Source organism: Pseudoalteromonas sp. SG43-7 (assembly GCF_014164295.1).
GTDB classification, from domain to species: domain Bacteria; phylum Pseudomonadota; class Gammaproteobacteria; order Enterobacterales; family Alteromonadaceae; genus Pseudoalteromonas; species Pseudoalteromonas rhizosphaerae.
Map to the genome: position 1 here is coordinate 68,589 of NZ_JACJEY010000010.1, position 22,838 is coordinate 91,426.

The 22,838-nt window shown below is 38.5% G+C and carries 19 protein-coding genes and 1 pseudogene; 12 read left to right on the forward strand and 8 right to left on the reverse strand.

Annotated features, from left to right (window positions below):
- Positions 1–46: 46 nt before the first annotated feature.
- The 3 genes from H5200_RS06520 to zntR form a co-directional block, all read right to left on the reverse strand.
- Entirely contained in the window at positions 47–1,180 is a 1,134-nt protein-coding gene (locus tag H5200_RS06520) for a 1-acyl-sn-glycerol-3-phosphate acyltransferase (protein ID WP_182761190.1), read from the reverse strand.
- Between the two features lie 158 nt (positions 1,181–1,338).
- Complete coding sequence (locus H5200_RS06525) at positions 1,339–2,661, reverse strand: SO_0444 family Cu/Zn efflux transporter (protein WP_182761191.1); 1,323 nt, start codon at positions 2,659–2,661, stop codon at positions 1,339–1,341.
- On the reverse strand, positions 2,645–3,058 hold the full coding sequence (gene zntR, locus H5200_RS06530; protein ID WP_149981289.1) for a Zn(2+)-responsive transcriptional regulator: 414 nt from the start codon (positions 3,056–3,058) through the stop codon (positions 2,645–2,647). The genes H5200_RS06525 and zntR overlap by 17 nt, the downstream gene beginning before the upstream one ends.
- A gap of 102 nt (positions 3,059–3,160) precedes the next feature.
- Here zntR and H5200_RS06535 point away from each other — a divergent pair, with 102 nt between their 5' ends.
- Positions 3,161–4,105 carry a D-2-hydroxyacid dehydrogenase gene (locus tag H5200_RS06535; RefSeq protein WP_182718473.1) on the forward strand — a complete coding sequence of 315 codons (945 nt, stop codon included), beginning with the start codon at positions 3,161–3,163 and terminating at the stop codon, positions 4,103–4,105.
- Between the two features lie 162 nt (positions 4,106–4,267).
- Positions 4,268–4,648 carry a DUF3192 domain-containing protein gene (locus H5200_RS06540; protein WP_149981291.1) on the forward strand — a complete coding sequence of 127 codons (381 nt, stop codon included), beginning with the start codon at positions 4,268–4,270 and terminating at the stop codon, positions 4,646–4,648.
- 66 nt (positions 4,649–4,714) lie between these two features.
- Here the strand turns inward: H5200_RS06540 and H5200_RS06545 are convergent, their stop codons facing one another.
- The 3 genes and pseudogenes from H5200_RS06545 to H5200_RS06555 form a co-directional block, all read right to left on the reverse strand.
- Positions 4,715–5,629: a diguanylate cyclase gene (locus tag H5200_RS06545; RefSeq protein WP_182718474.1), complete on the reverse strand. Its 915-nt coding sequence runs from the start codon at positions 5,627–5,629 to the stop codon at positions 4,715–4,717.
- Positions 5,598–9,383, reverse strand: coding sequence for a PAS domain-containing hybrid sensor histidine kinase/response regulator (locus H5200_RS06550; RefSeq protein ID WP_182761192.1), 3,786 nt, complete (start codon positions 9,381–9,383; stop codon positions 5,598–5,600). The genes H5200_RS06545 and H5200_RS06550 overlap by 32 nt, the downstream gene beginning before the upstream one ends.
- A 66-nt stretch (positions 9,384–9,449) precedes the next feature.
- A pseudogene (locus H5200_RS06555) lies at positions 9,450–9,989 on the reverse strand (PhoH family protein); the annotation flags it as partial.
- Positions 9,990–10,099: 110 nt separating this feature from the next.
- On the opposite strand from H5200_RS06555, the gene H5200_RS06560 reads away from it, so the two are divergent.
- From H5200_RS06560 to H5200_RS06585, 6 genes are read left to right on the forward strand one after another with little or no spacing between them, the layout of a single operon-like run.
- On the forward strand, positions 10,100–13,372 hold the full coding sequence (locus H5200_RS06560; RefSeq protein ID WP_182761193.1) for a hypothetical protein: 3,273 nt from the start codon (positions 10,100–10,102) through the stop codon (positions 13,370–13,372).
- Complete coding sequence (locus H5200_RS06565; RefSeq protein ID WP_182761194.1) at positions 13,362–15,731, forward strand: hypothetical protein; 2,370 nt, start codon at positions 13,362–13,364, stop codon at positions 15,729–15,731. Before H5200_RS06560 ends, H5200_RS06565 begins: the two co-directional genes overlap by 11 nt.
- Positions 15,724–16,428 carry a hypothetical protein gene (locus tag H5200_RS06570; RefSeq protein WP_182761195.1) on the forward strand — a complete coding sequence of 235 codons (705 nt, stop codon included), beginning with the start codon at positions 15,724–15,726 and terminating at the stop codon, positions 16,426–16,428. The genes H5200_RS06565 and H5200_RS06570 overlap by 8 nt, the downstream gene beginning before the upstream one ends.
- A 3-nt stretch (positions 16,429–16,431) precedes the next feature.
- Positions 16,432–16,875, forward strand: a complete 444-nt coding sequence (locus H5200_RS06575) for a hypothetical protein (protein WP_220497001.1) — start codon at positions 16,432–16,434, stop codon at positions 16,873–16,875.
- A complete protein-coding gene (locus tag H5200_RS06580) occupies positions 16,875–19,106 on the forward strand; it encodes an AAA family ATPase (RefSeq protein ID WP_182761196.1) in 2,232 nt (743 codons plus the stop codon). Before H5200_RS06575 ends, H5200_RS06580 begins: the two co-directional genes overlap by 1 nt.
- Positions 19,099–20,448, forward strand: a complete 1,350-nt coding sequence (locus tag H5200_RS06585) for a hypothetical protein (protein ID WP_182761197.1) — start codon at positions 19,099–19,101, stop codon at positions 20,446–20,448. The genes H5200_RS06580 and H5200_RS06585 overlap by 8 nt, the downstream gene beginning before the upstream one ends.
- Here H5200_RS06585 and H5200_RS06590 read toward each other — a convergent pair.
- Positions 20,445–20,645 (reverse strand): hypothetical protein, encoded by a 201-nt coding sequence (locus H5200_RS06590; protein WP_182761198.1) that lies wholly within the window; start codon positions 20,643–20,645, stop codon positions 20,445–20,447. The genes H5200_RS06585 and H5200_RS06590 overlap by 4 nt on opposite strands.
- Positions 20,646–20,895: 250 nt before the next feature.
- On the opposite strand from H5200_RS06590, the gene H5200_RS06595 reads away from it, so the two are divergent.
- From H5200_RS06595 to H5200_RS23920, 4 genes are all read left to right on the forward strand, one after another.
- Positions 20,896–21,075, forward strand: a complete 180-nt coding sequence (locus H5200_RS06595; RefSeq protein WP_182761199.1) for a hypothetical protein — start codon at positions 20,896–20,898, stop codon at positions 21,073–21,075.
- A gap of 153 nt (positions 21,076–21,228) precedes the next feature.
- Positions 21,229–21,606 carry a MerR family transcriptional regulator gene (locus H5200_RS06600; protein ID WP_182761200.1) on the forward strand — a complete coding sequence of 126 codons (378 nt, stop codon included), beginning with the start codon at positions 21,229–21,231 and terminating at the stop codon, positions 21,604–21,606.
- Between the two features lie 60 nt (positions 21,607–21,666).
- Entirely contained in the window at positions 21,667–22,056 is a 390-nt protein-coding gene (merC, locus tag H5200_RS06605; RefSeq protein WP_008109712.1) for an organomercurial transporter MerC, read from the forward strand.
- Positions 22,044–22,262 (forward strand): GDCCVxC domain-containing (seleno)protein, encoded by a 219-nt coding sequence (locus H5200_RS23920; protein WP_008109710.1) that lies wholly within the window; start codon positions 22,044–22,046, stop codon positions 22,260–22,262. The genes merC and H5200_RS23920 overlap by 13 nt, the downstream gene beginning before the upstream one ends.
- A 22-nt stretch (positions 22,263–22,284) precedes the next feature.
- Here the strand turns inward: H5200_RS23920 and H5200_RS06610 are convergent, their stop codons facing one another.
- The gene (locus H5200_RS06610; RefSeq protein ID WP_008109708.1) at positions 22,285–22,824 is read right to left on the reverse strand and encodes a manganese efflux pump MntP family protein; all 540 of its coding nucleotides are present in this window, start codon (positions 22,822–22,824) and stop codon (positions 22,285–22,287) included.
- Positions 22,825–22,838 lie beyond the last annotated feature (14 nt).

Below are 22,838 nucleotides of genomic sequence, written 5' to 3' on the forward strand. Positions count from 1 at the left end.
AAAAACCGTAACTTAATTACGGTTTTTTAAAAATATTTTACATTGGTTATTGGCCGCTTTCGCTACTTTTAAACTCAACTTTACGATGAAATGGCTTAGCGTACATTGCTAACACCAGTGGTTTTAGCTCATCTGGCACACGCGCCAGACGCATCTCAAATGCCTGAGCGTCGGCTTTATCAATCACCGCTTGTTTACAACCGCCCGCAATGTAGTTCCCGGGATGTAAAAAAAACGAATCAATAATTTGCTGATCAATGGTTTTTGCCAGCTGCTCTGGTGATTCACACCCTTCTTCAATTGGTTGCCCAAATGCTAAATGAACATGCCCTTTGGCGGTACTAAAACCTTCAACAATACTGGCAATATCTTCACCCGCTGACTTAACATATTTACCATGATGTTGCTTATGATAAAGCTCTTTGGCTTTGGCTGTTGCGCAAGGTTCATATTGATATGAAATTGATACTGGTACAATTTTTAGCTCGCGTACATATTCAGCAAACTCTTTCTTTTGCTTACGACCATTAAGCTGCAACATTTTAAGTAGCGCAGGATCTGTTTGATCAAAGCCATCTTTAGCACGACCTTCTTTTTGTGCAATCCAAATTGAATCACCGCCAGCAAGCGAATCATAAATATAAGCCGACAACTGCGATAGTGCTCTGAGCATTTCTTTTGGCGCTTTAACTGAGCGCTTAACAATAAAGCTTTTATTTAAACGCATCAGTTCGGTGATATAAGGAATTTGCAGTAAATTATCGCCAATGGCGATACGGACCGTCTTCATTTTATAGCTGAATAAGCCCCAATTAATTAACGCAGGATCAAGTACGATATCGCGATGATTTGAGATAAACAAATACGCTTGCTTTGGATCAAGTTGATCCAAACCAGAAAAAGTCACCTCAGTTGTGGTGCGTTTTACCAGCTGTGCTAAATACTTAGCAACGATTTGTTGAACTTGCTCAACACTGTTGATAGCGCCCCACTTTTTACGTAACTGATACTTTACCAATGCTCTAGACAGCAAAGGTACAGCTGATAAAAAACGCGGAAAGTTATATTTTGCAACTACATCAATAAACGCATTATCATCAATCAAACGTGCAACCGAAGCGGCTACTTCATCATCATTGTAAGGTCTTATATCTGCGTACTTGTCCACTGGCTCACTCATTACTGCATCTTTAAAGTTAAAAAAACGGTGCGCTCATGCGCACCGTTTATATTCTATGGGCGATTATAACTCAGACAACCTAAAATGCGAACTAAGTCATTAATTTGGTCCATTGTTTATATTTTATAACCGCTAAAAATCTATTTAATAACATTCAATTATGCAATGCTCTTACCAGTACTACGGTATTTACTAAGCGCTCCTTTAAGAACTAAACGCACCATTAACAGCGCTAAAATAGTACCACAGAGAAGGGTTAGCCAATGTGGTAGCACTTGATGTTCTTCACCTAATAATGGTGTAACAACAAAGCCAAATTCAGCCACTAAATAATCAGTTAAAAAGCCAAATATTAAAGCAACCCCTATTACACCAACTAAATAAGCAACTACTGCACGTTTACCAAGCTCATTAGCAACCACGCCAAGCGTTGCGACATTCGTGGCAGGACCCGCAAGCATAAACACCAACACCGCCCCCGGCGATACACCGCTCAATAACAAACCAGCTGCAATCGGCGTTGATGCGGTCGCGCAGATATACATGGGAATACTAATCACGATCACCACCAGCATAGCCAAAATACCACTGCCCCATTGGCTTAAAAATGACTCTGGCACATAAGTTTGCACTAAAGCTGCAAAGAACAAACCAATCATTAACCATTTCATAGTGTCTGATAGTAATTTATTACAGCTAAAACTCACAGCCTGTTTCATCTTTTGCCATTGGCTGGCTGGTACTGCGCTTGATGAATCGCAACAGCTAGTCTTCTCTTCGACCGCTGCTGGTTTCGTTGAGCAACAACTTGCCTTCTCTTCAGCCGCTGCTAATTTCGTTGAGCAGCAACTTGCCTTCTCTTCGACCACTGCTGATTTTGTTGAGCAGCAACTTGCCTTCTCTTCGACCACTGCTGATTTTGTTGAGCAGCAACTTACCTTCTCTTCGACCGCTGCTGATTTTGTTGAGCAGCAACTTACCTTCTCTTCGACCACTGCTGATTTTGTTGAACAACAACTTGTTGTAGCTGCTCGCTTTTGCTCATTATTAACTTCACTAGTGTGAGCTGTAGTTTGCGTTTTTTCAGCATCACGCCCCACTAAGACACCTGCGACAATAGCACTACAAATCGCCGCTATTGGACGAATTATTGCCATAAAAGGACCGAGTAGCACATACGATACCGACACCGAATCAACCCCAGTTTCTGGCGTCGATACTAAAAACGCAGTGGTAGCACTTTTTGAAGCGCCTGCACGTCTTAAACCAATTGCAGCGGGTATTACACCGCACGAACACAACGGCATTGGCGCACCAATTAAAGCAGCTTTAACAGTGGTCCAAAAACCTTCTTTACCTAAATGTTTATTTAAAAAATTTGCCGGTAAATACACATTTAATAACCCGGCAATGAGTAAACCAAGCATTAACCAAGGGGCAGATAATAAAAATAACTGCCAAAAATTATTGAGTAAGTCCATCGATGTCCTCCAAAGTGGTTAATATTGAACAGTTATCTGCGGGCTCTTGTCCGCCACAGCACTTATCAGCTAACACGGATAATGATTGATGAAAACGTGTTAATTCAGCAATGCGCTCTGCGACTAAGTCACGCTTTTGTATTGTTAGGTTTTTAACTTCATGGCAAGAATGCTGATGTTTTTTAAATTTAATTTGCAGCAACTCCTTGATCTCTGCCAAGCTAAAGCCAACATTTTTAGCACGTAAAATAAACTTCATTTGCTTTAATGCAGCTTCACCATAATCGCGATAACCGGCCCCGGTTCGACTTGATGGCGTTAACAAATTATGTTTTTCATAGTATCTTAGGGTATCTGTAGAGACACCTAACTGATTAGCAAATTCACCTATTTTCATCTGTGTCTCCAATGAGTGTATTATCAACTGATGCCAAGTATAAACCTTAGAGTACACACCAAGGTCAAGCATTAAAATTATTTTATTTAATAAGGAAAGCGCATGAATATTACCCTTCTCGATACTGCCACATTAGCAGGCACATCACTTGAGCCTTTTCAAACACTTGGCAACTTCACTAGTTATTCACTAACCAGTCCAGCACAAGTATTAGCGCATAGTGCAGGGGCTGATGTATTGATCACCAATAAAGTGGTACTTAATCGCGAAACACTGGCAAAACTCCCTGAATTAAAGCTCATATGTGTAGCCGCAACTGGCACTAACAATGTTGATTTAGTCGCCGCTAAAGAGTTTGGCATTGCCGTTACCAATGTGGCCGGGTATTCAACACCTTCGGTTGTACAACATACCTTTGCACTGATCACAAATTTACTGGGTAATACTCACCGCTACATTGCTGATTGCCAACAAGGGTTATGGCAACAAAGCGAGATGTTCTGCCGCCTTGATTACCGTTTTAATGATATAGGAGGTAAAACTCTGGCAATTATCGGTTATGGTTCGCTTGGTAAAGCTGTTGCGGATGTTGCACGTGCTTTTGGTGCCAATGTAGTTATCAGTGAGCGTAAAAACCAAGTAACTAGAGAGGGCCGAACAGAATTTTACCAAGCAATAAAAACAGCTGATATTATTAGTGTACACTGCCCTTTAACCGATGAAAGTCGTGATCTGATTGGTGCTGCTGAACTTGCTATGATGAAACCCAATGCCATTTTAATTAACACCGCGCGCGGTGGTATCGTTAATGAAGCTGATTTAGCCAACGCACTGAGCAATAACCAAATTGCAGGAGCGGGATTTGACGTATTAAGTAAAGAACCAGCTGCGAAGGATAATCCATTGGCCGCTTATCGTGGTGATAATTTAATACTGACTCCACATATTGCATGGGCCAGTGAAGAGTCAATCATTCGCTTAGTAAAGCAAGTCAGCTTAAATATTAGCGCATTTAGCCAAGGTCAAAGCTTAAATAGACTGGTCTAATCAACTAACTTTTAGTTAGTTACGCTATACAAGGTGGTTAAATGTAATTTACCGCCTTATAAAAAAACCTAATCTATTGATTTTAAATAATATAAAATATTGGCCAGTTCTTTGCTAACTAATAGACAAATTAAAATCAATATTTAGTATCAGGATAAAATAATGAAAAAAGTACTTTTAATTGCCGCGCTTACAGCCCCTCTTCTTACTGGTTGTGTAATTGCAGTATCCGATGGTGAAGCAGAAACGCATTGGGCTGGTAATAGTTCAAGCTGGGAAGAACATCATCAATTTAATCGTGAAAGCATCTCGGGGCTCACTTTAGATACCAGCTATCAAAATGTATTAAATAAATTAAAAACTCCCGACTTTACAGAATTATTAAAAAAAGACGGTGATGTATACCAAGTACTATTTTATGCCACCCATAGTATTCACTCTGACGGAAAAATGACAAAAGATGAATGTACTCCACTGGTCTTTAAAAACGAGAAACTGATTGGTGTGGGTGATAGTATTTATAATTCACTTAGCGCCATTTAGACACAAAACTAAAGCAGTAAAGAGTGGAGCATATTCACTCTTTATTTGCTGTAATAACTGACTTTACTAACTTGCGTCAATAACTCGAGCGATAATTTTATCGCGGCCACTATCTTTAGCTTGATATAAACCTAAATCGGCTTCTTCAAGTAATATATGCTCAGCATAAACTTGACCAAACTCAGTTGTAGCAACCCCAATACTTATCGTAATGTGAGCGGCATTGAGTGATGCTTTATGCGGGATAGCAAGCGCATTAACAGCATCTCTGAGTTTATTAGCAAATTCCAATGCCTCGTACTGGTTGGTGTCGGGTAATACTGCAGCAAATTCTTCACCGCCGTAGCGCGCAACAAAGTCAGTACCTCGCTCACACGCTGCAACTAATGCATGTGCCACACGTTTAAGGCAGTCATCCCCGGCACGGTGGCCATAACAATCGTTATAACGCTTAAAGTGGTCTATATCTATTAATAGCACCGATAACGGTGTACCAGCTCGACGGCTGCGACGCCATTCTCGCGATAAGCTTTCATCTAAATAACGCCGATTAGGTATTTCTGTCAGCCCATCAATTGAGGCGAGCATTTCTAACAAATCATTTTTTTGCTTGATCAATAATTGATTACGCACTCGTGCACGTACTATTGCGGGACTAAATGGCTTAGCAATATAGTCCATTGCGCCTAATTCAAACCCTTTTGCTTCATCATCATGGCTTGTATTAGCTGAAATAAAGATGACTGGAATAGCGTGCGTAGTTGAATTTTCTTTTAACTGAATTAACACCTCATAGCCATTAATGCCGGGCATTACTATATCGAGGATAATTAAGTCAACCGCCGTTGATTTAACAAATGTAAGGGCTTTTTCACCACTTTCAACTAAAAATATTTCGTGATCATTCGCTAATGTTTTTTCCAACACTAATCGATTTAATGGGTCGTCATCAACGATCAGTATTTTGGCTTTCTTCAACATTTACTGAGCCTTGTATTTGAATGTATCTATTTACTTGTACTAATTCGAACTCTAACTGACTCAGGGATATTTGCCCTACGTCTGGTGTCTTACGTAGTCTACTTTCTAATTGCTGAGCGGTAGCACTTAGGCGATTAAAGCCAAGGTTTCCTGACACACCTTTAATACTATGCACTAATCGTTCCAACGCTTTTGTTTGCATCGGCACTTTTAATTGCTGCAGATGGCTTACACACAACTTAGCAAGTTTACCCAACATTACCTGTAGTAAATCATTATGGCCCGAGAATTGTTCTAATGCAAAAGAATGATTATAAAAAACAGCGCCGGTAATTCTCAGCTCATTTATCGCCGCTAATAACGTCGCTGCAACTACTGGTTTTGTTAAATGTTTATTCATACCCACTGCAAGTGAGCGTTGCTCGTCAGCTGCTTCACAATGCGCAGTTAGCGCAAAAATAGGTAATTGCTGTTGATCATAACGTTGTCGCAATAAAGCGGTTGCTTGCAACCCATCGACTTCTGGCATTTGAATATCCATTAAGATCAGATCAGGCATGACTTGTGCAACCAAATCTATCCCTGCCATCGCCGAATTTGCCGTCATTACATTAATATGTGCTTTGCTTAAGATATTACTAATAATATCTAAATTAAGCTGATTATCATCAATAACTAACACTAGTAAGCCCGCAACGTTGAGTTTACTCTCTGCCGCTGTCAGATTTACATCAGGGCGTTTAGATACCGGCTCAACTTGCTGTATTCGTTGCACTAATGCAGAATTTTTCACACTGCACATTTGCATACCTTTAAGAGTTGGCAGCGGAGTATTTGGATCATTTTTAACAACATAAAGCTGCGTGTTATTACTCATCAATGCTGTTTTTATATTGTCTCGCGTTATTACTCTCGGTAGATCAACGTCATTAATGATGATCCGCTGATAATCTGCTAATACAGCGTGGTCTGTTAATTCAGCTAACTCAGAAAATTCTAGCGGTTTTAATGGCGCTAATGCGGCAGGTAAATTAATTCCCCGCTCAGAATGAATCAGTAAAGTATTGTGCCAGTCGATAGGGTCGATTTGAGCGGCAACATTAAAGGTTATAGTAAAGAAAAACTGACTACCTTGGCCTTTATTACTGACAACTTTAATTTCAGCTCCCATTAATGCCAATTCGTGTTTGACTATAGCGAGCCCTAGACCAACACCTTGATGGGTGCGAGTGAGTGATTCGTCGCCTTGCGTAAATGCGTCAAATAATCGACTCTGATCAGCTTTATCAATACCGATCCCGGTGTCAATCACTTTAAAACACAGGGTTTGTTTTGTTGGCGTCAATTCAACGGCTGTTATTTTCAAAGTGATACTGCCATGTTCAGTAAATTTCACGGCATTGGTGAGTAAATTACCGAGCACTTGCTGTAAGCGAATGTAATCGCCGACTAACTGCGGAGCAATTAGCGGATCAATATCGATATTAAAAGCCAAATCTTTTTGCTGGCAGAGCCCTATTAATACACTCTCGCAGCTGTCAACAAGTGCAACTACAGCAAAATCAACTAAGTCTAATTGCACTTGGTTATTTTCGATTCGCGCAAAATCAAGCATTCGATTAAGCATGGTTAATAAACTTTGCGCAGCATTTTTTGCTTGAACTGCATGCTGTTGCTGCTGCGCTGTTAAGCCTTGCTGAGTTACCATATCAATAAGGCCTGTCACAGCATGCAGTGGCGTGCGTATTTCATGGCTTAAGTTAGCAATAAACCGACTTTTGGCCTCGGTTGCCCGCTCGGCATCTTGTTTGGCCTGAGTCAATGCACTGACATCTTGAATATGAATAACATAATAGTAAGGTGCTTGTTGCTCATCCCATACTAAAGAGACGCTCAGCTGCCACCAGCAATTTAGCTCTTCTTGTCCTAAAGTAAGGTGGTAAACTTTCTTTTTCTCACTCAGCAATAAAGCTAAAAGCGTTGCTATTTCTTGCCACTGTTGCTGTGGAAATAAATCCACTAATAATAAATCCTGCTCAGTTTTATCAATCTTAAAAATCTTTCGCGCAGTTCGATTAAGTTGTAATACCGTCTGTTCAAGTGAAAGTAAAATCACTCCATTAGCAGCATACTCTATGGCGCTGCGAAACTTAGACTCTGACGCTTTTAATGCCAAAAGAGCTTGTTGTTGAGCAGTTATATCCCGGCCAATCCCCATTGAACCTAGTAACTGATTTTGATCGTTATAAAATGGCGCGATGGTTAATTGAAATGTTTGCTGCTGGGTTTCAAGACGTTGCTCAGCTTTAGTTTTGGTTGTTAAAACTTGTTGCTCTAATTCGCTGATCTGACCATTATCATCACTAATATCACATAACTGTAAGCCAACTAACTGCTCTTGCTCAAGACCTATGTATTGTTCATAAGCACGATTGCATCCTAAGAATGAGCCATCAATGTTTTTAAAATAAATAAGATCTGGCACACTATTGAGCATAGTATTCAATAATGCTAAATGGCGTTCTTTAGCCTCATAACTGCGCGCGAGTTCACGGGTCTTTATTTTTACTTGGTCATCAAGTTCACTATTTGCCTGCTGCAATGAGTTTACCAACTGCTGATTTTTGTTAAGCACCCACTTGATTCGGCTAAACCACGGCTGCCAGTTTGCTGGTATATGGTAATTTGAATAATCTTTATAGTGCACCTCATTTTGTTCAAGATACGCCATTAAATATGTCATGGGTTTCACAAAAATACGCTGGCTTAACCATAACAAGGTACTGAACATAATCACTAAAAACATACTCAAAAAAGTAAGTTCAATTAATACATCAGTTACAATCGGTGAGGCTAATTCATCATGCGATGCAAAATAACCCGCATAAATTGGTAGCTGCTTTTGCGCTTGTAAAAGAGTGAGATTACCCTGATTATCTAATTCTGCTAATGGCGCTTTAGCTGAAGGCCAATACTCCGCTAATGGTGTGTCTTCTTCAATATCATAAAGTGAGCTGATAATGACGTGCTGTGCACTATTTAAAAATATATATTCGCCACTGCGCGGCGATATTTTTTTTAGCCATTGCGATACTGCCGATAAGTCATAAATCAAAATAATATAATCTTCACTGCCCTGCTCACGCGCACGCCCTATTGATAAGTAGTTTTTACCAGCAATTTTGATAACGGCACTAGAACTTAGTGAATCACCTGAAAATACAGGACGAAGTTGACCATCAAGTAATTGGGTTAACATTAAGCTATCGCAGTCATGGCGACGCTTGATATAAGCAAAACCCTGTTCGTTAACGTAAGCGACCGCAGCCAAAGATTGAACTAACGATAATGTCGTATTAAAGGCAGGTCCCATCGCAATGACTTGTTGCCATTGTGCAATTGCATTAGGGGAGGAAGAAAATTTACCCTGGCCGACAATTTCACCACCTTCATTGGGAATTTCCCGGTAGTAGTAACTGTCTTGCTGATTAATATCTTCAAGCCATTGTTGATCAAATCGATAAGAAATGGGTTGTTCATATTGGGCAAATAAAGTGCTAACCAAGTCGTCTGTCGCATTCATTAAAAACGCAACTTGCGCAGCTACATTAGCAAAATCAGCTTCGCGTTTAGCTACGGCGCGATCTAATTTAATATTATATAAGTGTAAACATAATAGAAAAGCCACCAGCAGCGGCACAATAAGTGCCACAGCCAGTGAACGATAGTAATGTTTTAAAGGTAGAAAATTCAATCTACAATCCGATGCTTGGCGCTAAATTTGTCAACAAGGTTAGCGAGCCAAGTGGGACTGCGCAAGTTATAAATTTTCTTCCGCAAACGATGCTAAACGGCTTCTCACCACACCATTTAAGTTAACCGTGGCGCTGCCTTCAAAATCTTTGAAGCGCTCCACAATATAAGTTAAACCAGAAGTAACTGGAGTTAAGTAGTTACTATCTATTTGCGCAAGGTTACCAGAGCAAATTAACTTAGTACCTTCACCACAACGGGTAATAATAGTTTTCAGCTGTGAGGCGGTAAGGTTTTGGCTTTCATCTAAAATGACCACGGCATTTTGAATGCTGCGACCACGCATAAAGTTAACTGATTTAAACTGTATGTTTGCCTTTTCCATAATATAGTTACGGCTTGAAATAGGGTTTTCGTCACCTTTGTGTAATACCTCTAAGGTATCGGTGATCGCAGCTAACCATGGTGCCATTTTTTCCTCTTCGGTACCTGGTAAAAAACCGATCGACTCAGCAATTTCAGGAGTATTTCGGGTGACAATTACCTTATCGTAAATACCTTTTTCAACCACCATTTCCAAAGCACAGGCAAGCGCTAGTAATGTTTTGAGGTATTCTATACTTAAAATAGACACACCGACCGACCGAGTGATAACATTATTTATCAAGCAATATTTCCAGCTCGATGTGAAAAATAAAGGTATACTTAAGTCAGACCATGAAAAATTATAAAAATAAGTGCATTCTTAACATCGACAACCCAATTTTCGAAAGCTTAGCCCCAAAAGGCAGCTTTTTACAACATTGTTTAATCAACTCAAAATGGGATGATGAAAATGAAAACACATCATCTCTAGCACATTACAATTTACGATTGGCGATATCAAAATTACTACAACTGATAGATGAAAATGAAGCAGAACATCAAGCCTTGGTCCATTTATTAGTAAGTAACCCAGTGACTATAACCATCAAAGATCTAATCAAAGGTTACAAGTCAATTGAGCTAGTGATAATTAATCACTTTCCTTTAAGCAGGGCCAAGAACTACAGCACATTAGTCAGAAGTTTTTTTAAGTCATTCAGTGACCCCATAGAAAATGGTTTTAATGCGACAGAATTGGCTTATCAAACACTATTATCAACAAATGTAGACTTTAAGAAAAACCCTAACATTGACCTTTTTACCATTGGTTTGAAAAACAAAATCAAGTTTACCATTATTGATCCCGATACCTTTCCAAATCTATTTGTAATGGATTCGGTTTTACACAATCTTTTAATCAACTTAGAAAGCACTTCAAAAGAAACTCCTTTTGAGTATTCTGTAATTGTTAGCTTTAAGAAATTGTTACGTGAAATTGACCAGTGGCCTAAAAATTCTCAAATAAAAACATTACTTAACTCTCCATTAAGCCAATTAACGCCAGATAACATTAACGAAGCGCTAATCGATTTTGAGAAAAATTTACATAAGGCATTGCCAAACAGAAAGTTGAATCAGCTAAGTACACTATTTAGACAGAAACTATTTGATCATGGACTAACTGCTCCTGAGCTAAAAAAAGCAAAAGACCTCTTCAAAACCAACTTCAACAGCTCAGGCCAATTAAAATTTAAGCCACAATATACCGTAAATTGTTCGGGCGTAGATCACAGAATTGACACTTTCATACTCGGATCTATTTTACCATCTGGAAGTGTTGGTGAATGCAGCCTAAACAAGCTTGAGACTGACTCAACTGTTATCCCTAATGATAGCGATATGATAAAAGAGCTAGTAGAAGTCCTAATGCTGATTCAAAAAGAAGGCTATAATCACGCTCGATTACTTATTGCTAAAAAGCCCGAAGACTTGATTACTTATAATGTTTCCAAGGGTTTAATAGAGCTAGAGTTATTGATCACCAATCACTTCCCTGACGAAAAGCACGAAAAACTAAAACTCATTCGCGATTTCCTGATCTTATGCGAAACCCCTACTCAAAATGGAAGGTTACTAAAAGATTTTGAGATTGATTCGACTATTAACCCAAGAGAAAAAATTAAAACAATGGCTTTTCAAGGTTATTCCAAAACTAACGGCAAAAAGAGTAATGTTACCGTTAAATTTAACCTGACTAAATTAAAGCCCTTATTAAAACTGAACAGCGTGCTAGTAACGGCGTTAAACAACCTACAAACTTACACAACAACCACGCCGATGCCTTCCACGTCTTTATCTGACATAGAGCGAACTTTAGGCTATATCGTTGATACATCATTTGAGGTGGCTCAAGTAAGGCATATCCTTACTAGCCCAATATCTGAATTAGAGCAAAGAGATTTCAGATTAGGTTTTGCTCAGCTTGAAGATATCATTGAGAAACAGGATATAAAACTAAAGGCAGCTAAAAGCCAAGCTATAAGAACATTCCTAAGTAAACATGCAGGAAAAATTAACAATCTAATCGAAATAAAAAACTGTGGATTTAAATCTCGGTTCAGTGCATCGGAAGAGCTGGATTCGCAAAAATTAATAGAACCTGTCGATGAAAATGGAGACGTCTTACCTAGCCCTATCCTTAACCAGCATCAGTCACTATCTGAGCTTCGTAAAAATGTACAGGAGCATTTTGAAAAGCCAATAAACCAGATACTGAATGCATGTAAGAAAGAGGTTGAATACTACAAGCAACTTATAGCCACTTTTGACAAATACACGGAAAAAGACGTAAACGGCTTCTATATCAAAGATATTCCAGAAACAGTTACAACGCTAGTTAAAGACAACCAAATTGAAGACGGTAGGAAAGCCCTAAAATCACGAGTAAGCGCGATTAAAAAGGAATTTACTAGTGAATTGGTAATGGGAGCCTACCTAAGGCATCAACTATCAATAGGGGTAATGAAAACCACTTACTGCCTACAAAAGTCAGAGTTAATTCCACCATATGTGCAGCATTGGTTTCGAAATACTGCTACTGGTATGAAAGAATTTTTCTGGTCAGGTTTATTTTTGCCTAAAAATATTCTGCTTGTGTGCTTTATAAGATTAGTGATCAGAACAACTTGGAATAAAGATGTAATAGCAACATTGACTCGTGCAAATTTTCCAGAGCAATTATCAGAAGGTGCTTTTGTTCTTGCAGGATTCAAAGGAAAAGTAGGTAAAGAGACTTCGCCTGTTACGATTGAATCGCATGAAAAAGAAATTCGTGAGGTGGTTAGTTTTCTTACTCAACATCATGCCAACATGGTACGAATGGGCTTTAAACCAGAAAGTATTTGGGATACTCCGGGTTCGACAAAATTAAATTTCCTGTCAGCAGATATTTTAGACAGATTACGTGAACACTACACCCTTCCATTTTTTCGCATGGAGTTGCTAGCTAAGCATCAGATAAATCTTCGGAAAGGTATCGACGGTAGCTTAGTTAACTCACAACGAGAACGGAATCATGCAACCAGTAAGGTAACTTCTGGTTATCTAACTCACCCTATAGCAGTGATTGAATATGAAGCCAATAATGCAGACTTCCAGCGAAAATTTGAGACAACGGTTCAGTTTAGACACAAAGAAGCATCAATAGAGAAGTACGGCCTAGATCGCAGCAATATTGACGAAGATTTAATCGTAGCACCAGCGAAGCATAAAGAGGATCTGCCAAATTGGTTCGTTTTAGCAGACGGCTCATCTTGTACAGATATCTTTGCTTCTGTTGACAAGTCTAAGCAAGATAGCCTCTGTAAAGGTCGAAAGTGCCATACAGGAGAAGGATGTGAGTTCAATCGCGTTGAACTGGGTGTTGATGAATTTGTACAAACACTGCGACATCAAGCTTATTACATTGCACGTGGAGAGGTGTTATTGGCAAAGCATGGTAGAGAATATTTTGAGGAGTATATTGCACCGGACATGCGATTTACGTTTGGATTAGTGAAATATGTAGAGTTATCCAATCCTCTAATGTTCAAAGATGCTAAAGGGAGATTAGAAAATGAACAGTAATCTTAAGTACCAATTCTTAAAAGATATAAAGCCAGAAGATATACTGGAAGAGCATGATGATCTACTTTTAGAAAATGCAAAACTGTTACAAGTTACAGATGAAAAACTCGCTATTGACGGTACTGTTTTACATTATCATGCGAAGATCACTGGAGCAAAAGCTAATGAAACGCTGCTGCAAAAAGGATCTGTAGATCTACGAGATATATGGGTTCCCGGTGCTGCGGGATGGCAGCACCCAGTGCCTATATTGGTTTATCCTGACTACGCCAAGGCGCTCATTGAAATCGTCGATATTTATGCAAACAGGGCCAAGCATACACCAACATTTGTAAAAACAGGGGTAATGTCACAACTCAACGTTGCAGCGCAATTCATTGAATATATGTGCTTACATGGTCATCTTGTTTTAAATGGAGTAAATCAAAAGCAAATTGATAAGATGAAGGTAACGCTCAAAGAAGGCGGTATCCCAACTACACTAGCCTTGCATGAACGAGTTAACTCATTTGTCGATTTGTTAATCGAGAATGACGAATTAGAGCCATTTTTAATCAAAGACGGTAATACCGAAAACTCTAAAGTAACGAGTATAAGAGTGCCTAAAATTGCCCAATGTATCGGGGCAGTCAGTCTTGAAAATCAAGTTCCAACTAGTGTTTACCAAAAAGTAACCGAACACCTAAAATCAAAGGGTGTTAAATTCGATATTCGTTTAGCATCCAAAGGAACTCCTGCCCCTTCGCAACCAGCCGTTAAATCATTAAATAATTGGTTTGGTACTTGGAACAGATTTGCAAAGTTAGACAACGAGGATAGATTGCAATTTATTCCTTTTACTAACCCTAATCAGCTTTCTAAGATGCTTGGTAAAGTTGCGGGTAGAACAAGGAACTTGGATCTGCAACATGTCATAAATTTATTGGGCGGCTCTCATCTGTGGGTATATGAATATTCATCTAAAATAATTTCATTGGTAAGTGAAATTACTAAATTAAAAAATAAGTGTATTAACGAAGGGGTGCGCCCAAGAACACTCACTGAGGGTAGATTTCCTGAATTTTTAGCAAGTTCTAGTAAGGTTAAGGAGCTAGAGAAACTAATCGGCATAGAAATTCACAAATCAAGTTTAACAACTTCAGACACTGATTCTGATGCGTCCTCTGTAACCGAGATAATAACGTTATTGATGACCTCTTGTTATGTCATATTGCAAACTTATAACGCAAGAAGACAAGCAGAAATCCAGCACCCACTGATTGGTATTACGGAAGAATTCTTCCGCTGCAAAGATAAAAAATTTAATTGGTATCAAGCGTGCTTTTATAACGAGAAAAATGGTGAACGCCGCTGGTACACAACCAATAATGGCAGCACTAAAGCAATCAAGTGCTTAATTAAACTGAAACAAGCATGGGGAGCTGTTGATGTTGACGGCTTGTTTAATGTACCAAGTTTTCGAATTGATGATCATGGAAACTTCAAACACTATAAATATCACTTTAACAAGGGCAAAGACTCAAAGGTCACTGGCAATGCATTCCTAAAAATGACTTTGGGTGAATCTGAAATACACTCTGATACCCACCCTTTCAGACGCATCTACGCAATAATTTATCACTATCAATATAAAAATGCAGACTTACTGGCCTTGTGTCATCAACTAGGTCATATCGATCCCGAACAAACAACGGTGTATGTGACAGAGCCAGCAGCAAGAGAAACACATGAGCAACTTCATCATAAAACTAAACTGACTCGAAATGAGAAAGCAGAATCTACTATTGCGATAAAAGAAGAAAATAACGCTCTAGATAAAATCATTGCTGAAGTAGGCGTTGAAACAACGGCAAAAGACATTCTGACTTTGCTCATGGGCACCGAAGAGATGGCTGGCAAATATACATCTTATTTGAAAAAGGTTTACCGGGTTTTACAAAAGAGTGTCAGGTTCAATAACTATACAAAAGATAAATATGGGAAAGACTTTAGCGAATTACCTGACGAAGAAAAAAGTAATGAAATTGCTCAAGTTCTTGATGCTAGAGGCCACAAACACAAACCTAAACCACACGCAACTTGCCATAAAAAAGAGAATGAAGCTAAAAAGCATAAGTCTCCTTGTGAGCCATCTGTTTGTAAGGGCTGTGCATACCAAGAAGTAAAACGAACTCAACTAAACATAATGAAAGAAGACTTAATTGCGCTAAAGGCTGTCCTAACTGATTTTTCAATGCTTCCTATTGAACGTATGCGAGCAAAGGAGCAAAGCGATAACTTATCTATTTTGATAGAAAGCCATGAACGCGCAATGGAAAGAAGTAAGAGTATTTTCAAAGGGGGGCAACCTAATGGCTAAGACAAATCAAAACCAAGATCCTCAACAAAAAGAAGCCTTTGAGCGTATTGAACGAAAAGTAGAAATACTTGAAAAGTGGGCAAACGAAGGCATCCCTTTTGTATTGGTTCAAGGTAATAAACAAGTTGATGACAAAGGAAAATATGTCCTTGAATTCTTTCCTACCAGCCCTACAGGACTTAGAAATTGGAACGGTAAACAAAATAGTAAGGAAGTTGTTAAGCAATATGATATTCCGCCATATACAACGTCTGCAAAGTCTTTAGATGCTATACCCACGAGCTTAAAATTAAAAATTTATGGCGATAAAAATAAACTTAACCTTTGGGAAAGGCTGAAGTTTAAGGCCAAGCTGCAAGCCAACACTAAAGAAAAGAACGCCCTACAAGAGCTAGAGGAAGAGCTGAAAATATCTAAAGCTAATCACCAAGGGCTGGCATACGAGTTAATTGAACTTCGAGTGACTAACAAACACTTGGAAGAAGAAAACTGCACGCTAGAGAACCAGATTGAAAGTGTACGTTTGTCTATAAAATCCCAGCTTGATCTGAAGAAAAAACAACTTAAGCAGTCTGATCTAAAGAGCAAGCAGCTTAGCATCGAAAATACAAAGCTGAAAAAGCTTTTAGACGAACATGGTATCGACTACGAAAATGCTGACGAAAGAACCTCTATTATTGATTTTCCGGGGAAGTAAATCATGGTGAATAAGCGCAGAAAATCTTCTCAGGATATCGGTAAACAGAATGCTAAAAAGATAGCAGATTGGGTAAATACTTCGCCTGTTATCCCTTTGTATCAAGGTCGGGTTAACAAGATTCAAATTTTCAAGATGCATAATGTGCCTAAATCAACACTTGATACAAATGAAGATCTACAAAAGATATTTGCGCCTGATGGTCCAATAGAAAAGCTAGTACAAGAACAAAAAGGGCTGGAGATTGAGCAACCTGATGATGTGGTAGAAGAAAATTCAGCAAAAGAAGATTTAGAAAACACGGTTTCCAATAATGAGCTTGAATTGAAAGTTAAGGCATTAGAGACTCAGCTTAACTCTATTCAACTAGATCTTGCTTCGGAACAGTTTTTGTTGGCAACAGGTCGGTATATTCCAAAGCTATACATGGATGTTGGTGACGTGTGATGCAAATAAATAATATATCGTTTAACGAAGAAGTTAAGCAATTAATAGGCGTAGTCACTTTAGTTCGGCACTATACACAAGATAAACGTGGTATCTCATCTATATTTTTATTAAAGGTTGCACGTGAAAAAATAGTCGTTAAGGCTGAATTCGGTGCGATTACGTCAATCCCGCAAACAGGAGAAATCTGGAGAGCGACTGGTGATTATTCCTTTGATAAGGAATATGGCTCACAGTTCATTGTAGATGAGGCTTTAAAGCTGCCCCCCAACGCAGAAATTTCAACTGAGGTACTTTGTGATTTCCTTATCTACAACGCCCATTTTGTCGGTATAAATAGCTATTGGACGAAGAAACTTAATCTCGCTTTTGGTGAAGATTTATTTGCAGTTTTACAAAGTTACTCAGCTAAAAAGTTATCTAACTGTAAAAAGCTAAAAATCTCACCAGTTATGGCTCAAAATCTTTGTGATGGTTGGGCTAAGGCTGTTGGTGAAAGTGAATTAAATCTATTTTTTGAACGACACAAATTACCAGTTGAGTATGTTGAAAGTACTCGTCAACTACTAGGCCGTGACGCAATTAGCTTGATAAAAAAGAATCCATATCTGCTCTATCCTATAACATCTGTAAATGCTGCAAAGCGGACATGGAAGTCACTAGACAAAAAAGTAAGAGCTAACTTTGATATCAATTTAAACGATAAGCGTAGAGCTATTTCATTTGTTGAATCACTACTTTATTCAGCACATAGCAATAACGGTGATATGGCGTTACCTGCTAATGAAGTCAAAGCTGAACTGATTGAAGCAGGCATTGGGCTTGAACTTAATGAAATTGAAGACTGTGCTTTTCAGACACTTTGTTTCAACAAACAAAATGACACTATACAAATCTTAGGTCATCAGGCGATTGAAAAGGCAATTAATGCATTACTTCACAGGCGTTTATCTAAGATAAAGCAGCTATTTGATACGAATTCGTTGGCGTTTGACGAAACGTTATCAATATTAGATCACCACAGTGTTGAACTAAATCCTCTTCAGTTACAGGCATTAGGTAATGCCTTTAATCGACCTGTTTCTTTTATTGTAGGAGAAGCTGGTACAGGAAAGTCTTTGCTATCCCAGATCATCATTGATGTATGCCTTAATAATGGTATTAACGTTTGGAGAGTTAATTCAGTTGTTTGTAATGGAGACAATATACTGCCTAATTTAAAGGGAGAATCTATTAATCGCTTCATTTCACAGGCAAAAAAGCGAAACCTAAAAGGCGCATTGTCAGGAGCACTTATACTGATAGAAAATTCAAATTCAGTTGATATGTTAACGTTATATAAACTATTAAAGGTTGTTCCTCTTAATGCTCACATTTGTTTTATTGGCGATAAATACAAATTGCCACCAATTGGTCCGGGAGCTTTTCTCAAACAGGCTGCTGACTTAAAACATGATGCGATTACAGGGCTTTTTGAAGTCTACGGTTCGACATCGAATTCAGATATCCAACGGATCTCTAACTCTTTATTTAATAATACTGCATCATCAGTATTCGATGCTATTACCGCATTTGACGTGTCAAAAGAACAAAGCCTAAGTATGTACCATACTAAAGATAAATCTCACGAGATGCTTAGTACCATTACAATCAATATTTGGTTCGAATTGACTTCAATGTTAAGTGATGTACCTAAGATCATTTGTTCGAATCCTCAGTTATGCGATGACATAAATTCTCAAGTTCAGCGGATTCGTTTTGACCGGAAAAAAGTAGCAAAGCTAGAAATTGGTGAATCTGTTTTCTACGCGGGGGAGCCAATTATTTTTGCCAAATCTAATAAGTTTATTGATGTATCGGTTGGTACGTTAGCAAACATAGTAGAAGTATACGAAAAGCCTGTCGTTGCATATGGGCGTGAGTGTTGGATGAAGATAGACATTGGTGGTGATTGTATTGATTTGTCATTAGATGATATTGAAAGTATTGCGCTTTGTTATGCAATTACGGTGCACAAAGTTCAGGGGAATCAATTTACTCATTCCTTAGTTATTTTGGATAATTTCTATTTGATTGATAAATCATGGCTTTACACATGTATAAACGCATCTAGAGAGTCGATGTTATTTATCGGTAATAGGAATCAACTAGTCAATACGGTTGATGCCGCAGAGTTTAGCGCTAATAGGCATCATGGTGTTCCACTAAAGTTGGAGGTTTCAGATGAGTAACGGTATTACTGAAACAAAAGTACACTATGATCGTCAAGACCACTATGTTTACCAAGATATCAACGGAGAGGTTCTTTGGGCACCTACAGATTTTATCATTGAGCTGGATAGAAACCCCAAAACTATACGCACTTATCGAAAGGCTATCAGACGATTATTTAAATTTTTGAACTCTGGTAAACATAAAATAAGCTGGCTTGAAATGAATGACTCTCGCATGAGGGAATTTAGGACGTTCTGCTTGAAAGAAACGACAACAGATTCACGATATCGAGGTGATGAAAACGTTGCTAAACAGACGGTCAATAGCGACTTTTTGATGCCAATCTATAACTTTTATCATTGGGTACAAAAGCAAGGTACATATCACCCAAATATTCTTGGTTTTGATCCGGCCAATAAGTTTTCATATCAGATAACATCATCATTACTTTTGAAGGAAATCGCCGTATCTAGAAATGAAAAGCCAAACAATAATTCACTATATCCAGAATTATTTAGAGATTGTGATACCAGAAGCCGAAACAGAAAAGATGCAAGTGAGTATGAGCTAGAAGAACTTAACAATTACATAATTAATGAATATGAGGGCTATGAGCGAGCGTCACTATTGCTAATTGCGCAGATCATGAATGAAACGGGTAGCCGCCCGATTTCTGTTAGTAGCTATCGTAGGCTTCAATTTTCTAAAGAAATCATCGAAAGAGAGTTCTTCCTCAACAAGCAAGATAGTTTATCAATTGTTCCAAAGCTGGCTAAGCAAGGAAATACTATGCCAGTGAGCTTTAGGTTCTCTACAGTGCTCGCTGTCAGGAATTTCATTGAGAATGATTTGGAAGACTTTCTCACCAACATTGATACTGGCAACTATGAAGGTCATTTATTCTTAGACCCCAACAGCTTTCAACCATTAACCGCTGAGAATATCAGCAAGATCTTCAGTGAAATCACCACAGAACTTGGCTGGCCTAAAGGTAAATCGATTTATTCATTACGCCATAAATTTTCCGGAGATAGTCTTGATAAACATTTGGACGCTGCATTAGAGTTAGGCTTTAGTGCTAATGAAACTGCAATTGCACTTCAGATGGAAAGGGAAATGACCCACCGCAGCGCAGGCTCTCTAGAAGACTATATTTCGAGTCGTAAAAGAACTATGCAACAAACTGATTCATTTAAAAAGTCTTTAAAGATTAACGAACTAGAATCAGACAAAACTCGCCTTGAGCTAGAAAGGCAAAAAGCGATAGAAAGCGCAGAGCAAAAAGATGCAGAGAATCAGGCACTGTTATTAGAAATTCAAAAGCTACAAAGCCAACTAAAAGACGGCGATATTAATTAGTAAATATCTGAATCGGGGATCTCAAGATCTCCTAGATCACCAACCTGCGAATAAAAGGGATGAGTCTCAAATGTAATTTCATCATCATCAGACTCGTTACCTTCCGAAACGGCATAGTCAAAGCTTGTAGTATCGGATTCTAATGAGTCGAGAACGTCACTAAGTTTTGGGTACTTGAATGCAAGATTCTTATTCATCGTAAACCTCTATAGTTCGCCCTGAGTAGTTATAGTATAGAGTGAGGGTCATAGACTCTCCAGTTCAAATGCTAAGAAGTGGTGATTACGATTGAGTTTTTGAAAAAGTAACCTATGAGAGGTTACTTTTGATAGGAGTACAAAATAGTAACCGTTGAAAGGTTATTATTTGGCGGCAAACAAAACCTATAGTAGATTTCAATTCTAGTTTTGGAGTTTTTTTGAATACGCAAGCTTAAGGCCATAATTAGTGAAAATAAAAAATCCACACACGCTCAAGCAAGCTTTAGCAAATATGAAGCTCGAAAACTTGTCTCCATCTCCTGAAGTTAGTGTACTTCTGCAACAAGCATTAGTGGATGAGAACATTGACACAGAGGACATAATAAGCCTATTACGTGCTGCGCACCGTACTGATGAAGTACGTTAGTATACTGAATATTAATCGTCACGGTTAGCAATTACAAAACCGTGACCGATAACATCCAATAGATAACGTAATAATTGAGAAAATTATTTCTTCTACTTTAAGGTCAATTTTGAATATTACTATAATGGCACTTGTTGATTGAAGAGTATGTAAATGAAAACCATAGGTAAACTTGCTAAAGAACTTAACATTAGCATTGAAACAATCCGTTTCTATGAGCGCCAAGGTCTGATAGAGCAACCTTTAAAACCAGAGTCTGGTTACAGAATGTATGGCGATGCCCTTACCAGTCAACTCAAATTTATTCTGAAAGCTAAAGCATTAGGGTTTACGCTGAAAGAAATTGAATCGCTTATGTCACTAAGTGACAGTTGCGCTGATATTGAGTCGATGGGGTTGCAAAAACTTAATCTCATTCGTAATAAAATTGCTGATTTACAGCGATTAGAGAAAGTAATTCAAGATATGACAGATTCTTGCAAGGCCAATCAAGACCCTCAATCCTGCCCGGTAATAAATTCACTTAAATAGCTATTGACCCCGTACTTATGTACGGAGTTTATACTACCTTAAAAATTGAGGTAGATAGTTATGATCAATAAAATTCTAGATAAAGTAGGTTCTGGTGGCGTTTGGCTAGCCGCCCTTAGCTGCACAGCATGTTTTCCTGCACTCGGCTCATTGGCATCTGCTCTTGGGTTAGGTTTTCTTTCACATTTTGAAGGGATAGCGGTGAACACCTTATTGCCATTATTTGCTTCACTAGCGTTGTTAGTTAATTTCTATAATTGGTATCAACATCGAGATTCATTGAGAGGCGTTTTAAGTGTCATTGGCCCAATTGCAGTATTGCTGACCCTTTATCCTTTATGGCAATACGACTGGAGCACTTACTTATTTTACTTTGGGATCATTTGGATGGTCGTAATGTCTATTTTAGATATTGTTAAGCCCATTAAGGAACCAGTATGCAAGGTATAGAACTAGAATCTAAAATCACTTGCCCTGAATGTGGATTTAGCAAAGTTGAAACCATGCCTACAAACGCTTGCCAATGGTATTACGAATGCGAAAGCTGTAAAGCACTACTTAAACCGTTAAAAGGTGATTGTTGCGTTTATTGCTCTTATGGAACAGTTAAGTGTCCTCCTATTCAAGAAGGCAATGCATGTTGCTCAGGTAAGTAGCCTAGTATTCGGTGGTTCTGTGTCAACCAAGTAATATCTTAAATGCGATTGCGATTAACACTAAACCACCAAATAGTTCAGCTTTAGATTCCAGCCATACGCCACTTCTTTCGCCGATATTCACACCAATCCAGCTAAAGGCAAACGTCGTGACGCCTATTATCAAGCAAGCTACGGCTATATCTACCTCAAGCAATGTGATTGCATAACCTGCCGCCATTGCATCAATACTGGTGGCAATAGCAAGAACAAATAGCACACGATGAGTAACATTAGCAATATCTTCTTCAATTCCTTCAGATTGGGACTCATAAATCATTTTGCCACCGATAAATACTAGCAAAATAAAAGCTATCCAAGGTGCATAATCTTCAATCCAAGATGATAAACCTTTACCGCTGTAATAGCCTAAAAGAGGCATAAAGCCTTGGAAAAAACCAAAATAAGCAGCGGCTTTAATAAAGAGCTTTTCAGCATTTACTACTTTTTTAGAACCTAAGCCTATGGATACTGCAAACGCGTCCATACTGAGTGCTATAGCTAATACAAATACTTCAAACAAACCGATTAAACCTG

What these genes read in the sequence shown, in the direction of transcription:
- H5200_RS06520 (WP_182761190.1), bottom strand. Translation starts at nt 1,180, where the DNA reads ATGAGTGAGCCAGTGGACAAGTACGCAGATATAAGACCTTACAATGAT.
- H5200_RS06525 (WP_182761191.1), bottom strand. Translation starts at nt 2,661, where the DNA reads ATGGACTTACTCAATAATTTTTGGCAGTTATTTTTATTATCTGCCCCT.
- zntR (WP_149981289.1), bottom strand. Translation starts at nt 3,058, where the DNA reads ATGAAAATAGGTGAATTTGCTAATCAGTTAGGTGTCTCTACAGATACC.
- H5200_RS06535 (WP_182718473.1), top strand. Translation starts at nt 3,161, where the DNA reads ATGAATATTACCCTTCTCGATACTGCCACATTAGCAGGCACATCACTT.
- H5200_RS06540 (WP_149981291.1), top strand. Translation starts at nt 4,268, where the DNA reads ATGAAAAAAGTACTTTTAATTGCCGCGCTTACAGCCCCTCTTCTTACT.
- H5200_RS06545 (WP_182718474.1), bottom strand. Translation starts at nt 5,629, where the DNA reads ATGTTGAAGAAAGCCAAAATACTGATCGTTGATGACGACCCATTAAAT.
- H5200_RS06560 (WP_182761193.1), top strand. Translation starts at nt 10,100, where the DNA reads ATGAAAAATTATAAAAATAAGTGCATTCTTAACATCGACAACCCAATT.
- H5200_RS06565 (WP_182761194.1), top strand. Translation starts at nt 13,362, where the DNA reads ATGAACAGTAATCTTAAGTACCAATTCTTAAAAGATATAAAGCCAGAA.
- H5200_RS06570 (WP_182761195.1), top strand. Translation starts at nt 15,724, where the DNA reads ATGGCTAAGACAAATCAAAACCAAGATCCTCAACAAAAAGAAGCCTTT.
- H5200_RS06575 (WP_220497001.1), top strand. Translation starts at nt 16,432, where the DNA reads ATGGTGAATAAGCGCAGAAAATCTTCTCAGGATATCGGTAAACAGAAT.
- H5200_RS06580 (WP_182761196.1), top strand. Translation starts at nt 16,875, where the DNA reads ATGCAAATAAATAATATATCGTTTAACGAAGAAGTTAAGCAATTAATA.
- H5200_RS06585 (WP_182761197.1), top strand. Translation starts at nt 19,099, where the DNA reads ATGAGTAACGGTATTACTGAAACAAAAGTACACTATGATCGTCAAGAC.
- H5200_RS06590 (WP_182761198.1), bottom strand. Translation starts at nt 20,645, where the DNA reads ATGAATAAGAATCTTGCATTCAAGTACCCAAAACTTAGTGACGTTCTC.
- H5200_RS06600 (WP_182761200.1), top strand. Translation starts at nt 21,229, where the DNA reads ATGAAAACCATAGGTAAACTTGCTAAAGAACTTAACATTAGCATTGAA.
- merC (WP_008109712.1), top strand. Translation starts at nt 21,667, where the DNA reads ATGATCAATAAAATTCTAGATAAAGTAGGTTCTGGTGGCGTTTGGCTA.
- H5200_RS23920 (WP_008109710.1), top strand. Translation starts at nt 22,044, where the DNA reads ATGCAAGGTATAGAACTAGAATCTAAAATCACTTGCCCTGAATGTGGA.